Source organism: Bacteroides caccae (assembly GCF_002222615.2).
Classification (GTDB): Bacteria; Bacteroidota; Bacteroidia; order Bacteroidales; family Bacteroidaceae; genus Bacteroides; species Bacteroides caccae.
In genome coordinates, this window is sequence record NZ_CP022412.2 from 3,662,692 (window position 1) to 3,684,064 (window position 21,373).

Below are 21,373 nucleotides of genomic sequence, written 5' to 3' on the forward strand. Positions count from 1 at the left end.
AAGTTAAGGGTTGAGAGTTAAGAGTTTCAATTCATCAGACAGACGATCGATAATATCTTGAGCTACTTCCGTTTTTGATTTCAGGGGGTAGTCAGTACGACCTTTTCTGTCTATTATACTTATTTTATTCGTATCGTAACGGAATCCGGCTCCCGCATCATTGAGCGAATTAAGTACAATGAAGTCGAAGTTCTTGCGTTCGAGCTTTCCTTCGGCATTCTGCTGTTCATTGTTCGTTTCGAGGGCAAAGCCTACCAACAACTGATTCTTACCTTTCAACGCTCCCAGACTTGCCGCAATATCTTCGGTTGCCTGAAGATGCAGAGTCAGTTCTTCCTCCTTCTCACGTTTAATTTTCTTATCGGCTACCACCTCCGGACGGAAATCGGCTACTGCCGCACAAAGAATACCCGCATCGGCTTCGGCAAAGTATTTTTTCGACGCTACCGACATTTCGCCGGCAGACTCTACATCAATGCGACGAATGCGGGAATGTTGTGTTTTCAGTTGCACGGGTCCCGCTATCAGTGTCACCTGCGCTCCACGACGTGCACATTCTTCCGCGAGGGCAAACCCCATTTTTCCAGAAGAATAGTTGCCGATAAAACGGACAGGGTCAATCTTCTCATAAGTCGGCCCGGCTGTAATCATTATTTTCTTATCTTGCAGCTCACCGTTTGCAGAAAAAAATTCATCCAGCACACGGATGATATTCTCCGGTTCCTCCATACGTCCCTTCCCTACAAGATGACTGGCAAGCTCACCCGTACCCGGCTCGATAATATAATTGCCGTAAGAACGAAGTATCTCCAGATTCTTCTGAGTGGCAGGATGAGCATACATATCGAGGTCCATAGCCGGAGCTACAAACACCGGAGCTTTCGCCGAAAGATAGGTCGTTATCAGCATATTATCAGCTATCCCGTTTGCCATTTTGCCAATGGTAGAGGCAGTGGCGGGAGCTATCAGCATCGCATCTGCCCACAGTCCGAGGTCAACGTGGCTGTTCCACGTTCCGTCACGTTGGGCAAAGAATTCACTGATGACCGGTTTGCTGGTCAAAGCCGATAGAGTAATGGGAGTAATAAATTCTTTTCCCGCCGGAGTAATCACAACCTGCACTTCCGCTCCTTGCCTGATAAGTCCGCGGATGATATAGCAAGCCTTATATGCGGCAATACTGCCGGTAATTCCAAGAATTATCTTTTTTCCTTTTAGCATTATTTCGTAATCAAATTACTCATTTCACGCAAGCGGATCTTAGTCAAGGCCGCCTTCGTATTCAGCGTGAAATCACTATTCAAAATCCAACTGTAATATCCGGGGTCTTTCTTCAACACCTCGGCTACCGACATTCCTTTATACTTTCCGAAGTTGAACACTTCCGTTCCATTATCATCGTAAACCATACGTCCTGCAAAATCTACGTTTTTGCTGAAACTGGAATAATCGGCAAGGAATGCGATGTCATTCTGAAGATCCGGATAACGGTCGAGCTGTGCCTTCAGCACCTCGTATGTAGCCCGTGTATCCGCTTCGGCAGTGTGCGCATCTTCCAGATTCTTCTCGCAATAGAACTTGTAGGCTGCGGACAGGGTACGTTGTTCCATTTTATGAAATATCACCTGTACATCCACAAATTTACGTTTGCTCATATCAATGTCCACCCCGGCACGCAGAAATTCTTCTGCCAGCACAGGAATATCAAAACGGTTGGAATTGAATCCGGCCAGGTCGCATCCTTCAATGTCGCGGGCAATATTCTTTGCCACTTCCTTGAAAGTCGGGCAATCTGCCACGTCAGCGTCATAAATGCCATGCACGGCGGAAGATGCTTCGGGGATGTGCATTTCGGGATTGATGCGCAGAGTTTTCGCTTCCTCATTCCCGTTCGGGTAAACTTTCAAATAACAGATTTCAACGATTCGGTCTGTGTTGATATTGGTTCCTGTCGTCTCAAGATCGAAAAAGACAATAGGGTTTTTCAGATTTAATTTCATTTTTATTCATTTTGTTTCACAACAGAGGACGCGGAGGACATAGAGAGTAAATGAAAGGAATGTCATTCAAATTATCCTCTGTGTCCTCCGTGTCCTCTGTCGTGAAATGTATATTAATCGTTCAACATCATCGGCATTAACAACATCAGCAGGTCTTCATTTTCTTCCTGTTCCACCGGTACGATGACACCGGCACGTGAAGGATCGGCAAGTTCGATAACAACTTCGTCTGCCGAAATATTGTTAAGAATGTCGATTAGGAATGTAGACTTGAATCCGATGCTCATTGCCGCACCTGCATACTGGCAGACTTGTGTTTCTTCGGCAGAAGTGGAGAAGTCGATATCTTGTGCGGAAATCACGATCTGGTTCTCCTGCATACGAAGTTTAATCAAGCTGCTGGCCTGTGACGAGAAAATAGACACACGGCGCAAAGCTCCGATCAGCTGTTGCCGGTCGACCGTCACTTTATGCGGGTTGTTCTGCGGAATTACAGAGTTGTAGTTCGGATAGCGTCCTTCGATCAAACGGCATACCATGCGATAGCTATCGAGCATAAACACAGCGTTGCGTTCATCAAATTCGATCGTCACAGAGCCTTGTTCCTTCGGCAGAAGGTTTTTGAGCAATGTAGCCGGTTTTTTGGGAAGGATGAAGGCAGCACGTTCGTTACCCTTGGCAGCCAGCGTCTTGCAACGTACCAGCTTGTGGCCGTCCGAAGCCACCATTGTGATATCTTCTGTTGTAATATCGAAATAAATACCGTTCATCACCGGGCGGAGTTCGTCGTCGGCAGTAGCGAAGACCGAGCGGTTGATTCCCCCCAGCAACACTTCCGCTTCCATTTCCACACGAACTGCGTTGTCACCCAATGTAGCCGATTGCGGAAATTCGTCCGCATTCTGTCCCATTAGGCTGTATTTCCCATTCTGGTACTGCACTGTTATTTCGTAGTTGTCCGGATTGATCAAGAACGTGAGAGGTTGTTCCGGAATTTCTTTCAGTGCGTCGAGCAAAGTTTTCGCTACTACGGCAAAACGCCCGTTGGTATCGCTTTCATTCACTTCTACGGTAGTAACCATTGTAGTTTCACTGTCAGATACAGTCACAGACAATGTTCCGTCTTCCAGTTCGAAGAGGAAACAATCGAGAATAGGCAGCGCATTTTTTGAATTAATCACACGGCTGATAGCCTGTAAATGGCTGGAAAGAGCAGTACTTGAAACGATAAATTTCATATATTTTCGTGTATTTAAGTTTTAAATGTTCTATCGCACAAAGTTACGAAAAAAGATTGGGGCTACCCAATAAAAACAAAAGAAAAAAACAGGCTTTGTGTGAAGGATATTACTAAAAAATTGTAACTTCGCCGCAGAATTTAAAATTATTGCAATGGAATTTACAGGAAAAATCATCGCTATCCTCTCTCCGAGAGGCGGAGTTTCAAAAACTAGCGGCAACGAGTGGAAATCACAAGAGTACGTAATCGAAAACCATGACCAATATCCGCGTAAAATGTGTTTCGACGTGTTTGGCGCAGACAAAATCGAGCAGTTCAACATTCAAATGGGCGAAGAACTGACCGTATCATTCGACGTTGACGCCCGCCAGTGGAACGACCGTTGGTTCAACAGTATCCGTGCATGGAAAGTGGAGCGTGTAGGCGCAGGTGCTCCAATGGCTCCGGGTGCTCCCGTTCCTCCTCCGGCTCCTGCCGCTACTCCGGAATTTACTCCGGGTGATGCCAAGGACGATCTGCCTTTCTAAGCCGAAAGTATTCCGCTTGACGATACAGATAAAAAAACTCCCGGTGAGAATGATTCTTGCCGGGAGTTTTTTTATACCCGCACTTTGTAAAGATTCCGCCGTGGGCTAAGCGTTCTTCATCCCGGGGCCGGACGACGCTCCGCTGCGGGACGGGAAAAATCCGCCCACGACTTACGGAAGAAACAAAGCAATATCAGCAACAGCAGTTCCCCCGAAAAAATTCAACCAGCAACAGCAACAGCAGTTTTATCTTTCTTTTTCTTTCTGTTTCTATTCTTTCTCTTATACTCTCTTCTCTTCTCTTGGCTTATGGTTCGGTTATGGTTCGGTTTTCGCGCCCTGCCAGAAGGCGTTTCAGAAGTTTTATTTTTCGAAAAAAAGAGCGATATTTTTTTATTTGTTTTTTGCAGGTTTTCCGTTGTTTTTCCATAGTTTTTTCCACTCTTCCAGTCAGGATATTCCTGTTCGAGAACGTCCTTTTTCCGTATAGAAAAACAGCCTTTCAGATGAGTTTTCCGAATGGATTTTACTCCGATTTATACCGCAAAACAATATTGGGATATACCACTCCGTCAGCACAAGTAAACTGGGCAAAGAGTATAAAATTACGAAAAAATTCGGAGTTGCGCAGGAAGAAATCCGGCACGAAATGAATTTGCTTTGCTGCCTGATGAAACAGATGATCGAAGTCTGCCATTAACATGAAATGGTAGGAATCGGACAAGTTATCCATTCCTGTCCGGTATGCTATCGCTCCATTGAGCACCTCGCCTTTATCCAACTGGCGTATGTAACGGGACAGACTATTTTCATCGGGCGCCAACAGCAAACGCCCTTCATAAAATGTGGCGTATGTATGCGATGTCGGTTCGGCAAAACCAGTTAGTTGCGTAAACAACGTTGTTTGAGGCAGGCGATAGACGGGGTAAGCTTTATTGGCAGTATAACAAAAAGTTATCAGGGGTGCTTTTCCCCGTTCTTCGGCAGAAACGGTGTTGATAAGAGAGCGCAGCATCCGTTCCGCTTCCGTCACGTCCGACACCGACAGGCTCAGAACCGCCGCCGCTTCCTGCAACGTATCTTCACGCTGGAAAAGACAGGCAACCAGTTCCTGTCCGGCATTCTCCATTAGATAATGAGACAACTCCCGATTCCTATTCCGCACGTCACTGGTACGAACGCCCGTCTCCTGCATATCTCCATAAGAAAGCAGAGATGCCCAGTCCGTGACTCCCTGTTTAGTGAAATAGAAAGCGGTGGAAGGCAATGCCTCACCCGGAAATCCTTCCACTGATTCCTGCTGACGAAGCACATTCATAAACGTGAAGCAAGTATCCGTTTCGTGACAGACACCCGTAAAATAAATGAAATCATCCCGCAGCTTCATATCAAACTCCGTCCAGCCCATCATACCTTCCAAATAGGCATAAACAGTGGCAACCGCCGGACTTTTCTTCGGGGTGGCCGCTTCTGCAAAGGTAGGATCGTCCGCCAATGATTTTCCGGTCTTGTGAGCATCAATAACGGTTTCTATCAACTTCTTCTGATAACTCAAAGCCATAAAATCGGATGTCAGGTAGCATGCCAGAAAATCCCCGTCCGCCATAGGATAAATCGTTATATCCTCTCCCTTATATTTGAAAGTTTTCGGTGGATAAAGAGATGAGACATACTTCTGCACGAAACGGTCAATCAGTTGCCGGTCGCCCTCCCCCAATCTGCAATATAGCACCTGGTTATGAATATTGTCCGGCTCATGAAAACTAATCAACATTTGATTCATTTGCCGGCTCAATCCGTGAGGCGCTTCTTCCTGAAGGGTATAAAGATACTGTTTCAGATACGAAAACAGTTTGGATACATGAAGATATTGCTGATTTTTACTACAAGCCAGATCGTCTACTTCCGCCACAAATTCCAGTATGTCATCAGTGACAAAAACTGCCGAAGCAGAGGGCGGAACCAATTCGTAGAGATTGAAATCCTTTTTTCCTTCGGCGGCCGACAGCCTGAAAAAAGAGTACAAAGCGAAACCTGCGCACAAAAGTACAACAGAAGAAGTGATCGCTATTTTCACTATCGTACGAAGTTTCATAATATTCGCTGTTTATCGGCTAAGTGCAAAAATAATAATTTCTACAAAGAAAACAAAACTTTTGCTAAATATTTCACCGGAAATCAAAGAAGGATTTCCAATCCGTCGTATGCCAGGTGAATATTCTCCGGGAGTTTCCGTTCCACCTCTGCATGCAAGCCCATATCATGACTCATGTGTATAAAGTATGTTTTCTTCGCCCGAATGCGCTGCGCAACCGCCAACGCCTCCTCCAAATCCTGATGTGTAGGATGCGGGGCTATCCGTAGTGCATTCACTATCAAAACATCTATTCCGGCTAATTGTTCATACGATTCTTCGGGCATAGTCAGCATATCGGTGATGTAGCCGAGCTGTCCGATGCGGTAACCCAGAATCGGCAGCCGCCCGTGCATCACACGCAAAGGTATGACCTCCGTAGTATTTATAAAGAATTTCTGCCCGACCGATATTTCCTGCAAAGGAATATCGGGAACACCCGGGTAGCGATGATCTACAAAACAGTAGGGCATACGCAAGCGCAAAGCGTCCGACACGTATTGTTCCGCATAGATAGGCACAGAACCGAAACGGCAGAACGGACGCAAATCATCCAGCCCGCCCACATGGTCATAATGTTCGTGAGTAATCAGCACACCGTCTATCCTTTCAAAAGGCAGGCGTAAGACCTGCGTCCGAAAATCGGGACCGCAGTCAATCAGTATCCGTGCATCGCCTGTCTCTACAATAGCAGACGTGCGCAACCGGTTATCTTTCGGGTCGGCAGAAGTACAGACCGGACACGTACAGCCAATCTGAGGGACTCCCGTCGACGTTCCACTTCCAAGTATTCTTATTTTCATTTCTTTCAGACGAAATTTACTTCCGGATGTATATCTATGCCGAACTTCTCACGGACAGAAGCCCGCACCGCATCCGAAAGCGCAATTATATCACTACCTTTCGCTCCACCGCAATTCACCAGCACCAAGGCTTGCTTATCGTGTACAGCCGCCGGACCTAAGGCTTTCCCTTTCCACCCGCACTGATCGATCATCCAGCCGGCGGGAATCTTCACCCGTCCTTCCGGCAGTTCGTAGTAGGGCATTCCCGGATATTCCTGCTGTAAAGCTTCCAGCTTCTCCCTCGGCACAATCGGGTTCATAAAGAAACTACCGGCATTTCCCATTACTTTCGGGTCGGGCAACTTAGCCTCACGAATGTCAATAATGATTTTCCGGACGACAGGCAAAGTCAGCGCAGGATATTTTTCAAGTTCCTGACGAATCGTTCCGTAATCGAGCATATAATGTTCCTCTTTACTAAGCCGGAAGCAGACATGAGTCACAAAAACGGATTTGTTCTCAGGACGTTTGAAGATACTGTTGCGATAGGCATAGCCACATTCTTCAACAGAATAAACGCGTTCCCGCCCCTGAATGTTCACCGTTTCCACGGTTGTTATCAAGTCCTTTACTTCCACGCCGTAGGCTCCGATATTCTGCACAGCGCTTGCACCTACCTCGCCGGGAATGAGTGAAAGATTTTCAGCTCCATACCACCCGTGTTCTACACAATATGCCACAAAATCATCCCACACCACACCTGCGCCTACACGCACGGAAACAGAGCGTTCGTCTTCCTCCGCCACTTCGATTCCTTCGATACGGGAGTGCAACACCACTCCTTCATAGTCTTTGGTAAATAACAGGTTGCTGCCGCCGCCAATATGCAAAAAAGGTGTCGTAACGGCACCTTGCTCAATCAACGTCTTCAGTTCTTCCACCGAAACATATTCAATGAAACGGTTGGCACTGACGTCAATGCCGAAGGTATTGTAGGGTAAAAGAGAATACATCGTTTAAAGTTATATAGTTATTCTATTCGTTATATGTCGATAAATGCAGACTGTTATATTCGCTATCATCAGATGCTTACATCTTCAAATTTATATAGCTCCCATTCGCCTGCTTTCCGGCGAAAATAAAGAATATTCGAAAACCCGTTTCCGATTCCTTTCAGTGCCAGGATTTTAGTTGGCGATCCGTCATCATTCCGTTGCCCGTAATTGATATTCGAAAGGCGTTCGGCAGGCAATGCCGGCTTGAAGGCAAACCACTGGTTCAAATCGAGAGTAGTCTCCAGCACAGAGAAATCATCGTCCGGATCGGTAGTAACAAAAGCCAATGGCTCACGCACACGCTGGCTCTGGAAAAGGCTGTCGGTAGCGAAATGGCCGAAGAACTCCACAAAGTCCTCGTTTTCATCCCGTTCGATAGGACGCAGATTGATAGCCTCCAGAATCCACGCTCCCTTGATACGCTCAAAGTAATATTTCTTCATCATCCGTGTCTTCACGAATATCCACTCCACTTGCACGGAAGTGAGAGAGGTATCTCCTACCAAGTCCATGTCTTCCTCTTTATCAAACAGGAGCGTATAATAATGCTGTTTGGTAAACAGGTTGTCGTGCTTCCAGTTACGTTCCTCGATATTCGCCTTTTTATCTCCGTTGTAGTAGGGCAACGGAAATTTCACACGCTGACGTTGCAACACATCATCGGAAGCAAAATTATAGATGAAATCGTCGAAAGATTCGTCAGCCTGTATAGGCTGCGGATCTTCCGGCAATTCATCCAGGTGGATTGAATCGGCTTTGTGCCGGATAGAATCCACCTCTTGAGTAATAGATGCGAAGGGGTCAATCTTAGCTTTTTTATTGCTACAAGCACCCAGTAAACCGAGTAATATGACCCCTGCAATTAGTTTTTTCATTATTTTAATTTCTCTCTAAGCTTTTCAAGCATATCCACCGTCATGCTTTCCAGGTCATAAGCCGGCTTCCAACCCCACTCTTCACGAGCACAGGTGTCGTCCAGGCTGTCGGGCCAACTATCGGCAATGCGTTGTTTCAACGGGTCTACATCGTAGATCATCTGAAACTCCGGCACATGCTTTTTGATAGCTTGATAGATCGTCTCCGGATCGAAACTCATAGAGGCGATATTGAAAGCATTGCGGTGTATCAATTTTGTCGGGTCAGCTTCCATAAGCGTAATCGCTGCATTCAGCGCATCCGGCATATACATCATATCCATTAAAGTGCCTTCTTTGATAGGACACACAAATTTTTCACCTTTTACAGCCGAATAATAAATGTCGACAGCGTAATCGGTTGTTCCTCCACCCGGAGGGGTTACGTTCGAGATAATGCCCGGGAAACGGACTGCACGAGTGTCGACACCATATTTATTAAAATAGTAGTCGCTCAACAACTCGGTTGTCACTTTAGTAACTCCATACATGGTACGCGGACGCTGAATGGTGTCCTGCGGCGTCTTCGTATGAGGTGTACTTGCACCAAAAGAACCGATTGAACTGGGTGTAAACACGGCACATCCCTGTTCGCGCGCTACTTCCAATACATTCCATAGCCCATCAATGCCAATCTTCCAAGCCAGCTTCGGCTTCGATTCGGCTACCACTGATAGCAAGGCAGCCAGATTATACACTGTGTCAATGTGGTATTCTTTCACCACAGACGCAATCATTTCCCCATTGGTCACGTCGACAATAGCCGCCGGTCCTGATTCTTTCAACTCTCCCTTAGGTTCTGCACCCGGGATATAACCAGCTACCACGTTTGTGTTACCATAGCGTTTACGTAGCTCCATCGTTAACTCGGAGCCGATCTGTCCGGTGGCTCCAATAATCAAAATGTGTTTCATTTTTTCTTCGTACTTAAATTATTAAGCTAAATAGTGCGCAAAGTAAGCACTTTTTTTTCAGATTTTAATCAAAAAGATATGGTTATTCCAATAAAAATTGTGTCCTTTGTAATCGAACTTAATTACTCAAACACTATGTACGGTAAAATGAAAGATTTTCTCAGCCAAACATTGGCTGAAATTAAAGAAGCCGGTCTTTATAAAGAAGAACGACTAATTGAAAGTGCGCAGCAAGCTGCCATCACTGTAAAAGGTAAAGAAGTGCTGAACTTCTGCGCTAACAACTACCTGGGACTGTCCAATCACCCCCGATTGATCAAAGCTTCCCAGGAAATGATGAACCGACGCGGATATGGTATGTCCTCCGTTCGTTTCATTTGTGGAACACAAGATATACACAAAGAACTGGAAGCTGCTATTTCCGACTATTTCCAAACAGAAGACACGATTCTATATGCTGCCTGCTTCGATGCAAACGGTGGTGTGTTCGAACCGCTTTTCTCGGATCAGGATGCCATTATCTCGGATTCTCTGAACCATGCTTCTATTATCGACGGTGTACGTCTTTGCAAAGCTAAACGCTATCGTTACGCCAATGCTGACATGAACGAGCTGGAGAAATGCCTGCAAGAGGCACAAGCTCAACGTTTCCGCATTATCGTCACAGACGGCGTGTTCTCTATGGACGGCAACGTAGCTCCTATGGATCAGATTTGTGACCTTGCCGAGAAATATGATGCACTGGTTATGGTAGACGAATCACACTCTGCCGGCGTGGTAGGCGCTACCGGACACGGCGTAAGCGAACTCTACAAAACTCATGGTCGTGTGGATATTTACACCGGTACGCTGGGTAAAGCTTTCGGAGGTGCTTTAGGAGGATTTACTACCGGACGTAAGGAGATTATTGACTTACTGCGCCAACGCAGCCGCCCGTATCTGTTCTCCAACTCATTGGCTCCGGGCATTATCGGTGCAAGCCTGGAAGTATTCAAGATACTGAAAGAAAGCAATGCGCTGCATGACAAACTCGTGGAGAATGTAAATTACTTCCGCGACAAGATGACTGCTGCCGGATTCGATATCAAACCGACACAAAGTGCTATTTGCGCTGTCATGCTGTATGACGCGAAGTTGTCACAGATTTATGCCGCACGTATGCAGGAGGAAGGTATCTACGTAACCGGATTCTATTATCCGGTAGTTCCGAAAGACCAGGCACGTATCCGTGTACAAATCTCTGCCGGACACGAGAAGGAACATCTCGACAAGTGTATCGCTGCCTTTATCAAAGTAGGTAAAGAACTCGGTGTACTGAAATAAAAAACATTTTCTTTTCTTCCATTGTTATTATTGTAATCATAAGGATTTGATTATCGACAATAACAATGGAAGATTTTTAATTTATATATGGAAGAACTTACTCTCACCACCCCTGCTCTGCTTTTCTCCGCAGTTTCACTGATATTATTGGCTTACACCAATCGTTTCTTATCGTATGCACAACTTGTACGCCAGCTGCGAGACCGCTATATGGAAAACCCTTCGGACATCACCGTGGCACAGATTGAAAACTTGCGGAAACGACTGAACCTGACACGTACCATGCAAGGGCTGGGCATTGCAAGCCTGTTTTTCTGCGTAGTGAGTATGTTTCTGATTTATATCGGACTGCAATTATTATCCGCTTATGTCTTCGGACTGGCTTTGATTCTACTGATCGCATCTCTGGGCGTATCTTTCCGCGAGATTCAGATTTCTACCCGTTCGCTGGAGATCTATCTCGGGGCAATGGAAAAAGGACACAAAAAATAGATTATTCATCTGCAAATCCGCACACTATTACACATGAAATGAAAAAGAAGCTGTCCGGAAATAAATCCAAACAGCTTCCTATATATTATAAATATATTTTCAGACTATTATCAACGTTGTCCCAACTGTGAGTCAACAAAGAAGATACCGGTGTCACCGGCTTTCTTGATCTTATCAACGATTCCCTGTGCAGTAGCTTCTTCTTCTACCTGTTCGCGAACGAATCCCCACAAGAAGTCCTGAGTTGCTTTGTCCTTCTCAGCGGCAGCCACGTCAACCAGTTTGTCTACCAATGCAGATACATGGCATTCGTGTTTGTAAACGTGTTCAAACACTTCCAACGGAGTACCCCAGCCGTTAGGAACGACATCAATCTTGTCGACCATTGCAGTTCCACCACGCTTGATAATATAATCAGCCATTGCATAAGCATGTCCCATTTCTTCCTGAGACTGTTTCTTCATCCAATGTGCAAAACCGCTGAAACCTTCTTTCTCAAAGAAGAAAGACATTGCCAAATACAGGTTAGACGACCACATTTCTGCTGTGATCTGTTCATTGATTGCCTTTTGTAATTTTTCTGAAATCATAATCGTATCTTTTTATTAAGTTGTTAATGTAGTTTCTTATTGAACTCATTACAAAAATAACAAGATTTCAGTTAAAATTGTTCCGACTCCCCTGTATTTTTAAACTACATTCACATTTTATTTACACCAACTCGTCAGAAGTATATCCTTTCGGCAACTCACGACAGTTGTAGCCGGAAGCCATAATCTCGCCGTAGGCACCTGCTGAGCGAAGAGCTATCAAGTCGCCTCGCTTCACCTTGTTCAGATCGATCACTTTTCCGAAAACATCCGACGATTCGCAGATAGGCCCTACTACATCATAAGATTCTACCGGTTCTTCAGAAGTGATGTTTTCCATTTTGTGGTATGCCTGATATAAGGCGGGACGGATCAAGTCCGTCATGCCTGCATCAAGGATAGCGAATTTCTTTTTCGCTCCCTGTTTCACATATAACACTTTGGAGATCAATGAACCGCATTGGCCAACGACTGCACGCCCCAACTCAAAATGCAGAGTCTGATAAGGACGCAGTTTCAGTTGTCCGGCATAGGTTGAGAAATAATCCTTAAAGTTGGGAATTGGCTGACGGTTGGGATGTCCGTAATCAATGCCCAAGCCACCGCCTACATTGATGTGTTCCACCAGAATGCGACGGGCTTCCAGCTTATCCTGCAATTCGTTGACACGGTTGCAAAGGGCAATAAAGTCACCCATATCCAGAATCTGAGAACCGATGTGAAAGTGAAGTCCGATGAATTTGACATGCTTCATTTCTACTGCCACATCTATCACTTTATCCATATCCTGCATACTGATTCCAAATTTGTTCTCGGCCAGGCCGGTCGTAATATTGGCATGAGTATGCGCACCGACATCGGGATTGATACGGAAAGCCACATTGGCTATCTTATTTTGAGCAGCAGCAAGTTCGTTTATCACTTCCAGTTCAGGAATAGATTCTACATTGAAACAGAAGATTCCGTATTCCAGTCCGAGGTTAATCTCCCAATCGGCTTTGCCTACTCCCGCAAAGACAATTTTGCTTGCAGGAAATCCGGCACGGATAGCAGCACGGATTTCTCCACCACTCACACAATCTGCTCCCATACCGCTTTCACGGATAATGGTAAGCACTTTCGGATTGGCGTTTGCTTTTACTGCATAGTGTACGGAATAGTTAGGATATTTGGCAACCTCCTGGTTGATAGCCGACAATGTATCACGCAGCACTTTCGTATCGTAATAATAGAAAGGTGTCTGCAAAGTACGGAACTTATCGATTGGAAATATTCCTTTCATAACTCAAAAAACTTGTTTAGTTAGTTAAAAAGAGCGCTTTTATCAGTTTGGTAAAAGCGCTCAATATAATTTGTGGAATTATTTGTTGTTGAAAAGCATATCGCTCAGCGACTGTAATGCTGTCTTCTTGTCACATTCCCGAATGAGGAAAGAAATGTTGTAGTTACTTCCTCCGAATGAAATCATTCGTACCGGTATGTCACGCATGGCGTCAAGCGCTTTTGCTTCAAAACCGACGTTCTCCCACTCCAGGTCGCCCACGACGCAGATGATACACATTTCTTTGTCGACGGTCACTGTACCGTATTTCTTCAAGTCATCCAGAATCTCGTTCAGGTGTTTCGTGTTATCTATCGTGACAGACACACCGACTTCCGAAGTACAAATCATATCGATCGAAGTCTGGTAACTTTCAAAGATTTCGAATACTTTGCGCAGGAAACCATGAGCAAGCAACATACGGCTTGACTTGATTTTAATGGCCGTAATGTTATCTTTTGCAGCTACAGCTTTGATTTTCCCTTTCTCTGTGTCATTAGAAATTAATGTCCCCGGAGCATGCGGATCCATTGTATTCAACAGACGTACAGGGATATTGGCATATTTAGCAGGCTGAATGCAGGTCGGGTGCAGAATTTTTGCACCGAAGTAAGCCAACTCGGCTGCTTCTTCAAAATGCAACTGGCGAACCGGGGCAGTCTTGTCGACAATGCGCGGGTCGTTGTTGTGCATTCCGTCAATATCTGTCCATATCTGGATTTCGGAAGCATTCACGGCTGCACCAATCAGGGAAGCTGTGTAATCGCTGCCACCACGTTGCAGGTTATCGATCTCGCCATAAGCATTGCGGCAGATGAAACCTTGTGTGATATAAATATCCATATCCGGATAAAGTTCGAGCTGTGCCTGCAGTTTCTCCTTAATATATACAGGGTCCGGTTCTGCGTTCTTGTCAGTACGCATGAATTCCAAAGCCGGAAGCAATACTGACTTCACACCACATTCCTGCAGATAGAAGTTCACCATAGCCGTAGAGATAAGCTCTCCCTGTGCCAAAACCACTTTCTCTTCGAACAAAGTGAAAAGGTCTTTAGTGTAGGAGCGGATGTAGTCGAAGTGAGACTTGATGACTTCCAGACCTTTCTGTTTATACTCCTGAGTTGCGTACAGTTCATCAACGTGCTGTTTATATTTAGCCTCCAGCTTATTGATAATCTCGTTGGCACCCTCCGGATTCTTCTTATACAGATAGTCCGAAATTTCCACCAATGTGTTTGTCGTACCTGACATAGCTGAAAGGACAACAATCTTCTGTTCACCATCGGTAATCAATTTGGCTACTTCCTTCATGCGCTGAGCAGAACCTACGGAAGTTCCTCCAAACTTTAAAACTTTCATTTTCGTTACTGTTTTAGTTATCTATATTTAAATCTATTTCTATTGTTCTCTGTCGGGGCATATATTCGTCGGTCACATCGGTGATATGATGTTCGGCACAACGGTATACCCTGCCGGGATATTCTTTCAGTAATTGCAGATTGTGTGTCGTCATCACTACGGACGAACCGGTTTCACAAATGTTGTGCAACAATTCTACAATGGACTTACCTGTCTCTACATCCAGGTTTCCGGTCGGTTCATCCGCCAGAATGATAGCCGGAGAATTGAGTACGGCACGTGCGATTACGATACGCTGCTGTTCGCCGCCAGAAAGCTCGTTAGGGATTTTATAGCCTTTATTGGACATCCCCACTAAATCAAGCACTTCCTCAATACGTTCTTTTATCTCTTGTTTATTCTTCCAGCCGGTGGCACGAAGTACAAACTCCAGATTATTGTACACGGTACGGTCTGTCAACAGTTGAAAATCCTGAAACACAATGCCTAACTTCCGGCGTAGCTGCGGGATATGCTTACGTTTGATAGAGCGCATATTATAGCCCAGCACTTCCGCATCACCGTCAATTACGTCCAGTTCGCCATACAAGGTCTTGAGCAGACTTGTTTTTCCGGAGCCTACTTTTCCTATCAGATAGACGAACTCTCCTTTGTGCAGTTCCAGATTTACACCACTTAGCACACAGAGTTCCTGCTGATGTATTTCTACGTTCTTATATTGAATTAATGCTTCTTCCATGTACTGCTATGTCTTTCCTGCAATTCGCGTGCAAGGTCTTCGATGCGGTAACCTTTTGAAGTTAATAATACAATCATGTGATAAATCAAATCGGCTCCTTCGTAAATCAAACGCTCATTGGTGCCGTTTGTTGCTTCAATGACAGTTTCTACTGCTTCTTCGCCCACTTTCTGTGCTATCTTATTGATTCCGGATTCGAACAGACTGGTCGTATAAGAACCTTCCGGCATTTCTTCATGACGTTTGTCAATAAAATCCTGCAATGCTTTCAGAAACATGACCGGTTCTTCATTCTTTTCACCCCAACAAGTATCCGTACCTGTGTGGCAAACCGGACCTACCGGATTCACCTGTATCAATAACGTATCATTGTCACAATCGGCCTTGATAGAAACGACGTGAAGGAAATTGCCACTCTCTTCGCCTTTCGTCCAAAGACGGTTCTTTGTTCGGCTGAAAAAAGTTACTTTTCCGGTTTCTACCGTTTTATCATAAGCCTCTTTATTCATGAAGCCCAGCATCAGGACTTTACATGTTTCGTTGTCCTGTATGATAGCCGGAACGAGTCCGTTCATCTTATAGAAATCCAATTCCATTTTATTTTAAGTTCTTAATTTACTTATTCGCTAATTATGTGCAATTATCCAATGACAAATCCTTCGCCGCAGCCTAAAAACCTGTTTTTGCAACGCAACAATTACCTAATGGTAATTCCTTCGCCGCAAAGATACGATTTTAATTCGGGAATTTTTATTTCTCCGAAGTGAAAAACACTGGCAGCCAGTGCCGCATCTGCTTTTCCTTGCAAAAAAACGTCACGGAAGTGCTCTTTGCAGCCTGCACCTCCCGAAGCAATCACAGGAACCGAAAGTTGTCCAGCCAAAGCGGCAAGTGCCTCGTTCGCATATCCGGTCTTTACTCCGTCATGATTCATGCTCGTAAAAAGGATTTCTCCGGCCCCACGTTCCTGTGCTTCTTTTGTCCAGTCAAACAGATCCTTGTCAGTTTCAATACGTCCACCATTCAGGTAGCATTTCCAGCCTTTTTCCGTTTGCTTGGCGTCTACTGCCAACACACAAACCTGCGAACCGAAATTCTTGGCAATCTCGTCAATCAACTGCGGGTTGCGGATAGCAGACGAATTGATAGAAATCTTATCGGCGCCGGCATTCAACAGACGGTCCACATCACTCAATTCATTGATTCCACCGCCTACGGTAAACGGAATATTGATATTGGCAGCAATCCGTTTTACCAATTCCGTAAAAGTCTTACGCCCCTCATGGCTGGCAGTAATATCCAGGAAAACAAGTTCATCAGCTCCCTGTTCACTATAAGCACGTCCCAATTCCACCGGATCACCGGCCTGGCGCAAATTTACAAAATTCGTTCCTTTCACGGTTTGTCCGTCTTTGATGTCCAGACAAGGTACTATTCTTTTTGCTAACACAATCCTATTTTTATTTACTGTTTGACAATTCAAAATCAGACTTTCAAAAGTCTCAATCCAAAAAGATTCTCAAGTCTTGCAGGGTGAGATGTCCTTCATAAAGAGCTTTTCCAAAGATTACTCCGGGCACTCCGGCTTCGTTCAAAGCAATAATGTCATCGACATTACTTACCCCGCCGCTGGCCATTAGATAGAGATCGGGGAATTTTTCCAGCATTTCTTTGTACAAGTCAATAGAGGGGCCTTTCAGCATCCCGTCGCAACTGATGTCCGTGCAGATCACTTTCCGGACACCTTTATTTATATAGTCTTCGAGGAACGGGAAAAGTTCACAGGCGCTTTCGTCTTTCCAACCGTTTACGGCTATCTTATGTTCCTTTACGTCCGCTCCCAATATGATTTTCTCACTTCCATACACTTCCAGCCAATGACAGAACAGTTCGGGGTCTTTCACGGCAATACTGCCGCCCGTCACCATTTGCGCACCGCTTTCGAAAGCTATTTTCAAATCTTCATCACTCTTTACTCCGCCGCCAAAATCTATTATCAAGGAAGTACGGGTAGCGATTTGTTCCAATACTCGATGATTGATTACATGGTGAGAAGCAGCTCCGTCCAAGTCCACCACATGAAGTCTGCGAACACCGTTCGCTTCAAATTCCTTGGCAACTTCCACCGGATTTTCGTTATATACTTTCTTACTGTCGTAATCTCCCTGGGAAAGGCGTACACACTTTCCGTCAATAATATCAATGGCTGGAATAATTTCTATCATCTATTATTTATTTGCTATTTGACAATTTACAGTTCTCTTATTACTACCTCTTTCCAATCTGTTCAACACCGCTTTTTATCCCCTCAAAAAGTTTATTATAAACGATGAACGAGTTTATTATAAATTATGGTGGAGTTTATTATAGATTCAGAAAGTTCGTCAAAATCTTCTCTCCCGTCTTACCGCTTTTCTCCGGATGAAACTGGGTGGCATAAAAGTTATCTTTATGCAAGGCAGCACTAAACGGATGAATATAATCAGTCGTAGCGGCAGTAAAGTTGCAAGTCGGCACATAAAAGCTATGCACGAAGTAGACAAATTCTTCTTCGGTAAATCCTTCAAAGAGTTTGCTGTTCGTTTTGCCGATTGTATTCCACCCCATGTGCGGCACCTTATCTTCGTGCCTTTGCGGAACAAAACGTTTCACATCCACATCAAAAATATTCAGGCAATCCACTCCTCCTTCTTCAGAATAACGGCACATCAACTGCATACCGAGACAAATTCCGAGCACAGGCTGACGCAGGTTCTTTATCAGTTCGTCCAATCCTGTCGCTTTCAAGTGGTTCATGGTAGTTTCCGCCTCTCCTACTCCGGGGAAAATTACTTTATCGGCCGACTGGAGTTCTTCTTTATCGGCAGTAATCACTGCTTCCACCCCCAACCGTTTCAATGCATAATCCACAGAACGGATATTGCCGGCATTGTATTTTACGACTGCTACTTTCATCAGCTAAATATTACTGTTTTATTTTTATAGGCCAAAACTTTACGTTCAATGTGCTTCTGTACCGCACGCGAGAGAACGATTTTCTCCAAGTCCTTTCCTTTGTTTACAAGATCTTCAATAGAATCTTTATGAGTGATACGCACTACATCCTGTTCGATAATCGGACCTGCATCCAACTCTGTCGTTACGTAATGGCTTGTTGCACCAATAATCTTCACACCTCTCTGGAAGGCGGCGTGATATGGTTTCGCACCGACGAACGCAGGAAGGAAAGAATGATGAATATTGATTATTTTATTCGGATAAGCATTAATCATCTGTTCGGAAATCACTTGCATATAGCGTGCCAGTACGATAAATGTAATTTTATGTTTGGCAAGCAGTTCCATTTCCTTACGCTCCTGTTCTTCTTTTGTCTCTTTAGTAATAGGGAACAGATAGAAAGGGATACCGAAACGTTCGGCTACATGTTGCAAATCGGGGTGGTTGCTTATTATAAGAGGTATCTCCACATTCCACTCTCCGGCTGTATAGCGAGCCAGCATATCAAAAAGACAATGCGACAGCTTAGAAACGAAAATTGCCATACGCGGTTTTACATCCGAAAAATAAAGGCGGAAATCCATTTCGTACTTTTGGCCGTAAAGTGTTCTGAAATAATCTTCAATCTTTTCCTGGGGAACCAGAAAGTCTCTCAATTCCCATTCAATACGCATGAAGAAGATGTTTTCTACATGGTCTACATATTGATCCAAATAGATAATATTTCCTTTGTTTACCGTAATAAAGTCTGTCACTTCCGCAAGGATTCCCGGTTTGTCGGGACAGTGCAATAACAGTTTGGCTGTTGTCATCATTCTTTTTACTAATTTACGATTCCCGGCAGAATATTTTCCACCTTTCTTATTTTAGTCCGCAAAAATAACGATTTATTGCAAAATTACGAATTATTCAAGCAGAAAGTTGATATAAAAACGGTGGTTTCTTACAGATAGAAAGAAATCGGGAACTATTTTCTATGAAGAGGATGACAAACTTCAGGATAGTGACGCTATTGTCTTCGGATAACGTCACTATCTCATTATAATGGCGTCACTATGACAACCGGATAGCGTCATTATCCTGAGAGAAGAAAAAACAATATTTTTTTTCATTACAAAAGTACTCAAAATGAGGCACTAAACGTTCTTCTCGTTTTTTCTTGAAAAAAACTTTTCTCAAAACGCTTGCAGATTTACAAAAAACAACTACCTTTGCACCCGCAATCGAGAGAGATGCAGATTAACAAAATGAAATTCTGGTGCGTTAGTTCAGTTGGTTAGAATACATGCCTGTCACGCATGGGGTCACGGGTTCGAGTCCCGTACGCACCGCTTCTTTACTAGAGAGGTGGAAAGAAATAAAATGAGTTAGTCTAAATAAAATTTGGTGCGTTAGTTCAGTTGGTTAGAATACATGCCTGTCACGCATGGGGTCACGGGTTCGAGTCCCGTACGCACCGCTTCTTAAGAAAAGGAAAAAGTTCTGTAAACATTGAATTACAGAGCTTTTTTCTTTTATCACTCCCTCCTGCACACACCGAGCACATCAAAAGATATTTTTTTTTCATACATAAGTTTATGATGCCGTACTAATAAAGGCTATAATGGAAAATATAACAGAAAGGTTATACATCACATGAGATAATAACAATTAAATAAAAACGTTCTACAATCAATTAAATATAGTATCTTCGTACACGCAAAAAGATAGAAGTTTATATGAAAGAAGTAATATTTGTAATTCTAGAAGGTTTCGCCGACTGGGAAGGTGCATATATAGCTACCTGTTTGAATCAGGGAGTCAAGCCCGGAAATCCTATTAGTTATAAAGTGAAAACTTTATCAATAACCAAAGAACCTGTAAGTTCAATAGGTGGATTCAAGGTGCTGCCCGATTACGGGCTCAACGATATGCCGGAAAATTATGCCGGTTTGGTATTAATTGGAGGAATGAATTGGTTCTCACCTCTAGGTGAACTAATAGTTCCACTTGTAGAAAAAGCAGTAAAAGAGAATAAGTTAGTTGCCGGAATATGCAATGCTTCTGTATTTCTTGGTATGCATGGTTTTCTTAATGAGGTTAAGCATACCAGCAATACACTCGATTATTTAAAACAGTATGCCGGAGACAAATATACAGGCGATTCCAACTATATCAACAAACAGGCTGTAAGGGACGGAAATATTGTAACTGCCAACGGAACCGGGCAACTGGAATTTTGCAAGGAAATATTATATGCATTAGAAGCGGATACAACCGATGCGATAGAAGAAAGTTATCTGTTTTACAAAAATGGATTCTGCCCGGAGACATAAAACGAATGAAAGAATGACCATTCTTAAAAAAAGAATATTTAAACAATCAGAATGGTTACAATTGTACTACGTCTAAGAGAAATAGGTCTGTATTTATACATATTATTGCATTGAGCGATACAATTTAGTCGCCAATTCATTGTTTTTTTAAATCGCTATTCTTTTATAAAATCTTAAAAATAGTACATTGAGACTATAAAAGCTCTGTCACTCAATTTCTCTTATGTACTATGAGTTCTATTCTACGATAAAGCTCTCCGATTTGAAATTACTATAAAACCTACCGGAAGTTGCCGTAAATTTCAATACACAATAGTCGGAGTCGGTAACACCTTCGGGATAATACATTATATCGCCTTCCTGCCATATCATCTCTTTACTGACACTATCAACCAACACTTCCATGGTACCGCGCAACATTACTCCCCGAAAGAAGCGGTTATCACAAAAGTAAATACAGGCATGACTGTTCTTCCGGTATTGTGCAACACGCATTGACGAAGTATTCGTTGTCAGATAAATCGTTTTTATCCCTTCCCTTTTCCGGGGTTGCAACATGGCTTTGATATTGGGAAATCCTTCGCTGTCTATGGAACCGATAAAGGCTGTTTTCTGCTTGTCAATCATGGTTCCCACCGTTTTTTCTACATCTCTCATCATTTAATAAT

The 21,373-nt window shown here is 43.9% G+C and carries 22 protein-coding genes and 2 tRNA genes; 6 read left to right on the plus strand and 18 right to left on the minus strand.

What is annotated here, in order from left to right; translation table 11 throughout:
* Nucleotides 1-3: 3 nt before the first annotated feature.
* The 3 genes from coaBC to dnaN form a co-directional block, all read right to left on the minus strand.
* Complete coding sequence (coaBC, locus tag CGC64_RS15045) at nucleotides 4-1,221, minus strand: bifunctional phosphopantothenoylcysteine decarboxylase/phosphopantothenate--cysteine ligase CoaBC (protein WP_005678126.1); 1,218 nt, start codon at nucleotides 1,219-1,221, stop codon at nucleotides 4-6.
* Entirely contained in the window at nucleotides 1,221-2,000 is a 780-nt protein-coding gene (locus tag CGC64_RS15050; protein WP_005678125.1) for a 3'-5' exonuclease, read from the minus strand. Before CGC64_RS15050 ends, coaBC begins: the two co-directional genes overlap by 1 nt.
* A gap of 113 nt (nucleotides 2,001-2,113) precedes the next feature.
* A complete protein-coding gene (dnaN, locus tag CGC64_RS15055) occupies nucleotides 2,114-3,238 on the minus strand; it encodes a DNA polymerase III subunit beta (RefSeq protein ID WP_005678124.1) in 1,125 nt (374 codons plus the stop codon).
* Between the two features lie 154 nt (nucleotides 3,239-3,392).
* Here dnaN and CGC64_RS15060 point away from each other — a divergent pair, with 154 nt between their 5' ends.
* Complete coding sequence (locus CGC64_RS15060) at nucleotides 3,393-3,767, plus strand: DUF3127 domain-containing protein (RefSeq protein WP_005678123.1); 375 nt, start codon at nucleotides 3,393-3,395, stop codon at nucleotides 3,765-3,767.
* A gap of 526 nt (nucleotides 3,768-4,293) precedes the next feature.
* Here CGC64_RS15060 and CGC64_RS15065 read toward each other — a convergent pair.
* From CGC64_RS15065 to CGC64_RS15085, 5 genes are all read right to left on the minus strand, one after another.
* On the minus strand, nucleotides 4,294-5,862 hold the full coding sequence (locus CGC64_RS15065) for a DUF3352 domain-containing protein (RefSeq protein WP_005678122.1): 1,569 nt from the start codon (nucleotides 5,860-5,862) through the stop codon (nucleotides 4,294-4,296).
* An 83-nt stretch (nucleotides 5,863-5,945) separates the two neighbouring features.
* Nucleotides 5,946-6,704, minus strand: coding sequence for an MBL fold metallo-hydrolase (locus CGC64_RS15070; protein ID WP_005678121.1), 759 nt, complete (start codon nucleotides 6,702-6,704; stop codon nucleotides 5,946-5,948).
* 5 nt (nucleotides 6,705-6,709) lie between these two features.
* Nucleotides 6,710-7,699: a UDP-N-acetylmuramate dehydrogenase gene (gene murB / locus CGC64_RS15075; RefSeq protein WP_005678119.1), complete on the minus strand. Its 990-nt coding sequence runs from the start codon at nucleotides 7,697-7,699 to the stop codon at nucleotides 6,710-6,712.
* A 68-nt stretch (nucleotides 7,700-7,767) separates the two neighbouring features.
* On the minus strand, nucleotides 7,768-8,616 hold the full coding sequence (locus CGC64_RS15080; protein ID WP_005678118.1) for a DUF4348 domain-containing protein: 849 nt from the start codon (nucleotides 8,614-8,616) through the stop codon (nucleotides 7,768-7,770).
* The gene (locus tag CGC64_RS15085) at nucleotides 8,616-9,569 is read right to left on the minus strand and encodes an NAD-dependent epimerase/dehydratase family protein (protein ID WP_005678117.1); all 954 of its coding nucleotides are present in this window, start codon (nucleotides 9,567-9,569) and stop codon (nucleotides 8,616-8,618) included. Before CGC64_RS15085 ends, CGC64_RS15080 begins: the two co-directional genes overlap by 1 nt.
* A 135-nt stretch (nucleotides 9,570-9,704) precedes the next feature.
* Between CGC64_RS15085 and kbl the strand changes: the two genes are divergently transcribed.
* Together kbl and CGC64_RS15095 are read left to right on the plus strand one after the other, a co-directional pair.
* A complete protein-coding gene (kbl, locus tag CGC64_RS15090) occupies nucleotides 9,705-10,892 on the plus strand; it encodes a glycine C-acetyltransferase (RefSeq protein WP_032838171.1) in 1,188 nt (395 codons plus the stop codon).
* An 87-nt stretch (nucleotides 10,893-10,979) separates the two neighbouring features.
* Nucleotides 10,980-11,384: a DUF2721 domain-containing protein gene (locus tag CGC64_RS15095; RefSeq protein ID WP_005678115.1), complete on the plus strand. Its 405-nt coding sequence runs from the start codon at nucleotides 10,980-10,982 to the stop codon at nucleotides 11,382-11,384.
* 110 nt (nucleotides 11,385-11,494) lie between these two features.
* Here the strand turns inward: CGC64_RS15095 and CGC64_RS15100 are convergent, their stop codons facing one another.
* The 9 genes from CGC64_RS15100 to purU form a co-directional block, all read right to left on the minus strand.
* Nucleotides 11,495-11,974, minus strand: a complete 480-nt coding sequence (locus CGC64_RS15100; protein ID WP_005678114.1) for a ferritin — start codon at nucleotides 11,972-11,974, stop codon at nucleotides 11,495-11,497.
* Nucleotides 11,975-12,095: 121 nt separating this feature from the next.
* Entirely contained in the window at nucleotides 12,096-13,256 is a 1,161-nt protein-coding gene (lysA, locus tag CGC64_RS15105; RefSeq protein ID WP_005678113.1) for a diaminopimelate decarboxylase, read from the minus strand.
* 78 nt (nucleotides 13,257-13,334) lie between these two features.
* Nucleotides 13,335-14,654 (minus strand): aspartate kinase, encoded by a 1,320-nt coding sequence (locus tag CGC64_RS15110; RefSeq protein ID WP_005678111.1) that lies wholly within the window; start codon nucleotides 14,652-14,654, stop codon nucleotides 13,335-13,337.
* A 13-nt stretch (nucleotides 14,655-14,667) separates the two neighbouring features.
* Nucleotides 14,668-15,393 carry a cell division ATP-binding protein FtsE gene (locus CGC64_RS15115; protein WP_005678110.1) on the minus strand — a complete coding sequence of 242 codons (726 nt, stop codon included), beginning with the start codon at nucleotides 15,391-15,393 and terminating at the stop codon, nucleotides 14,668-14,670.
* Complete coding sequence (hisIE, locus tag CGC64_RS15120; protein WP_005678109.1) at nucleotides 15,378-15,989, minus strand: bifunctional phosphoribosyl-AMP cyclohydrolase/phosphoribosyl-ATP diphosphatase HisIE; 612 nt, start codon at nucleotides 15,987-15,989, stop codon at nucleotides 15,378-15,380. Before hisIE ends, CGC64_RS15115 begins: the two co-directional genes overlap by 16 nt.
* Before the next feature lie 101 nt (nucleotides 15,990-16,090).
* Nucleotides 16,091-16,843 carry an imidazole glycerol phosphate synthase subunit HisF gene (gene hisF / locus CGC64_RS15125; RefSeq protein ID WP_005681379.1) on the minus strand — a complete coding sequence of 251 codons (753 nt, stop codon included), beginning with the start codon at nucleotides 16,841-16,843 and terminating at the stop codon, nucleotides 16,091-16,093.
* 52 nt (nucleotides 16,844-16,895) lie between these two features.
* Nucleotides 16,896-17,618 carry a 1-(5-phosphoribosyl)-5-[(5-phosphoribosylamino)methylideneamino]imidazole-4-carboxamide isomerase gene (hisA, locus tag CGC64_RS15130; protein ID WP_005678106.1) on the minus strand — a complete coding sequence of 241 codons (723 nt, stop codon included), beginning with the start codon at nucleotides 17,616-17,618 and terminating at the stop codon, nucleotides 16,896-16,898.
* Between the two features lie 139 nt (nucleotides 17,619-17,757).
* Nucleotides 17,758-18,348, minus strand: a complete 591-nt coding sequence (hisH, locus tag CGC64_RS15135) for an imidazole glycerol phosphate synthase subunit HisH (RefSeq protein ID WP_005678105.1) — start codon at nucleotides 18,346-18,348, stop codon at nucleotides 17,758-17,760.
* The gene (gene purU, locus CGC64_RS15140; RefSeq protein WP_005678104.1) at nucleotides 18,348-19,205 is read right to left on the minus strand and encodes a formyltetrahydrofolate deformylase; all 858 of its coding nucleotides are present in this window, start codon (nucleotides 19,203-19,205) and stop codon (nucleotides 18,348-18,350) included. Before purU ends, hisH begins: the two co-directional genes overlap by 1 nt.
* A 442-nt stretch (nucleotides 19,206-19,647) precedes the next feature.
* Here purU and CGC64_RS15145 point away from each other — a divergent pair.
* The 3 genes from CGC64_RS15145 to CGC64_RS15155 all read left to right on the plus strand — a co-directional run bounded on the left by CGC64_RS15145 (nucleotide 19,648) and on the right by CGC64_RS15155 (nucleotide 20,705).
* Nucleotides 19,648-19,721, plus strand: a tRNA-Asp gene (locus CGC64_RS15145).
* Nucleotides 19,722-19,775: 54 nt separating this feature from the next.
* Nucleotides 19,776-19,849, plus strand: a tRNA-Asp gene (locus CGC64_RS15150).
* A 259-nt stretch (nucleotides 19,850-20,108) separates the two neighbouring features.
* Nucleotides 20,109-20,705, plus strand: coding sequence for a type 1 glutamine amidotransferase family protein (locus CGC64_RS15155; protein WP_005678102.1), 597 nt, complete (start codon nucleotides 20,109-20,111; stop codon nucleotides 20,703-20,705).
* Nucleotides 20,706-20,942: 237 nt separating this feature from the next.
* Here the strand turns inward: CGC64_RS15155 and CGC64_RS15160 are convergent, their stop codons facing one another.
* Nucleotides 20,943-21,365 carry a pyridoxamine 5'-phosphate oxidase family protein gene (locus CGC64_RS15160; protein ID WP_005678101.1) on the minus strand — a complete coding sequence of 141 codons (423 nt, stop codon included), beginning with the start codon at nucleotides 21,363-21,365 and terminating at the stop codon, nucleotides 20,943-20,945.
* Between the last annotated feature and the right edge of the window lie 8 nt (nucleotides 21,366-21,373).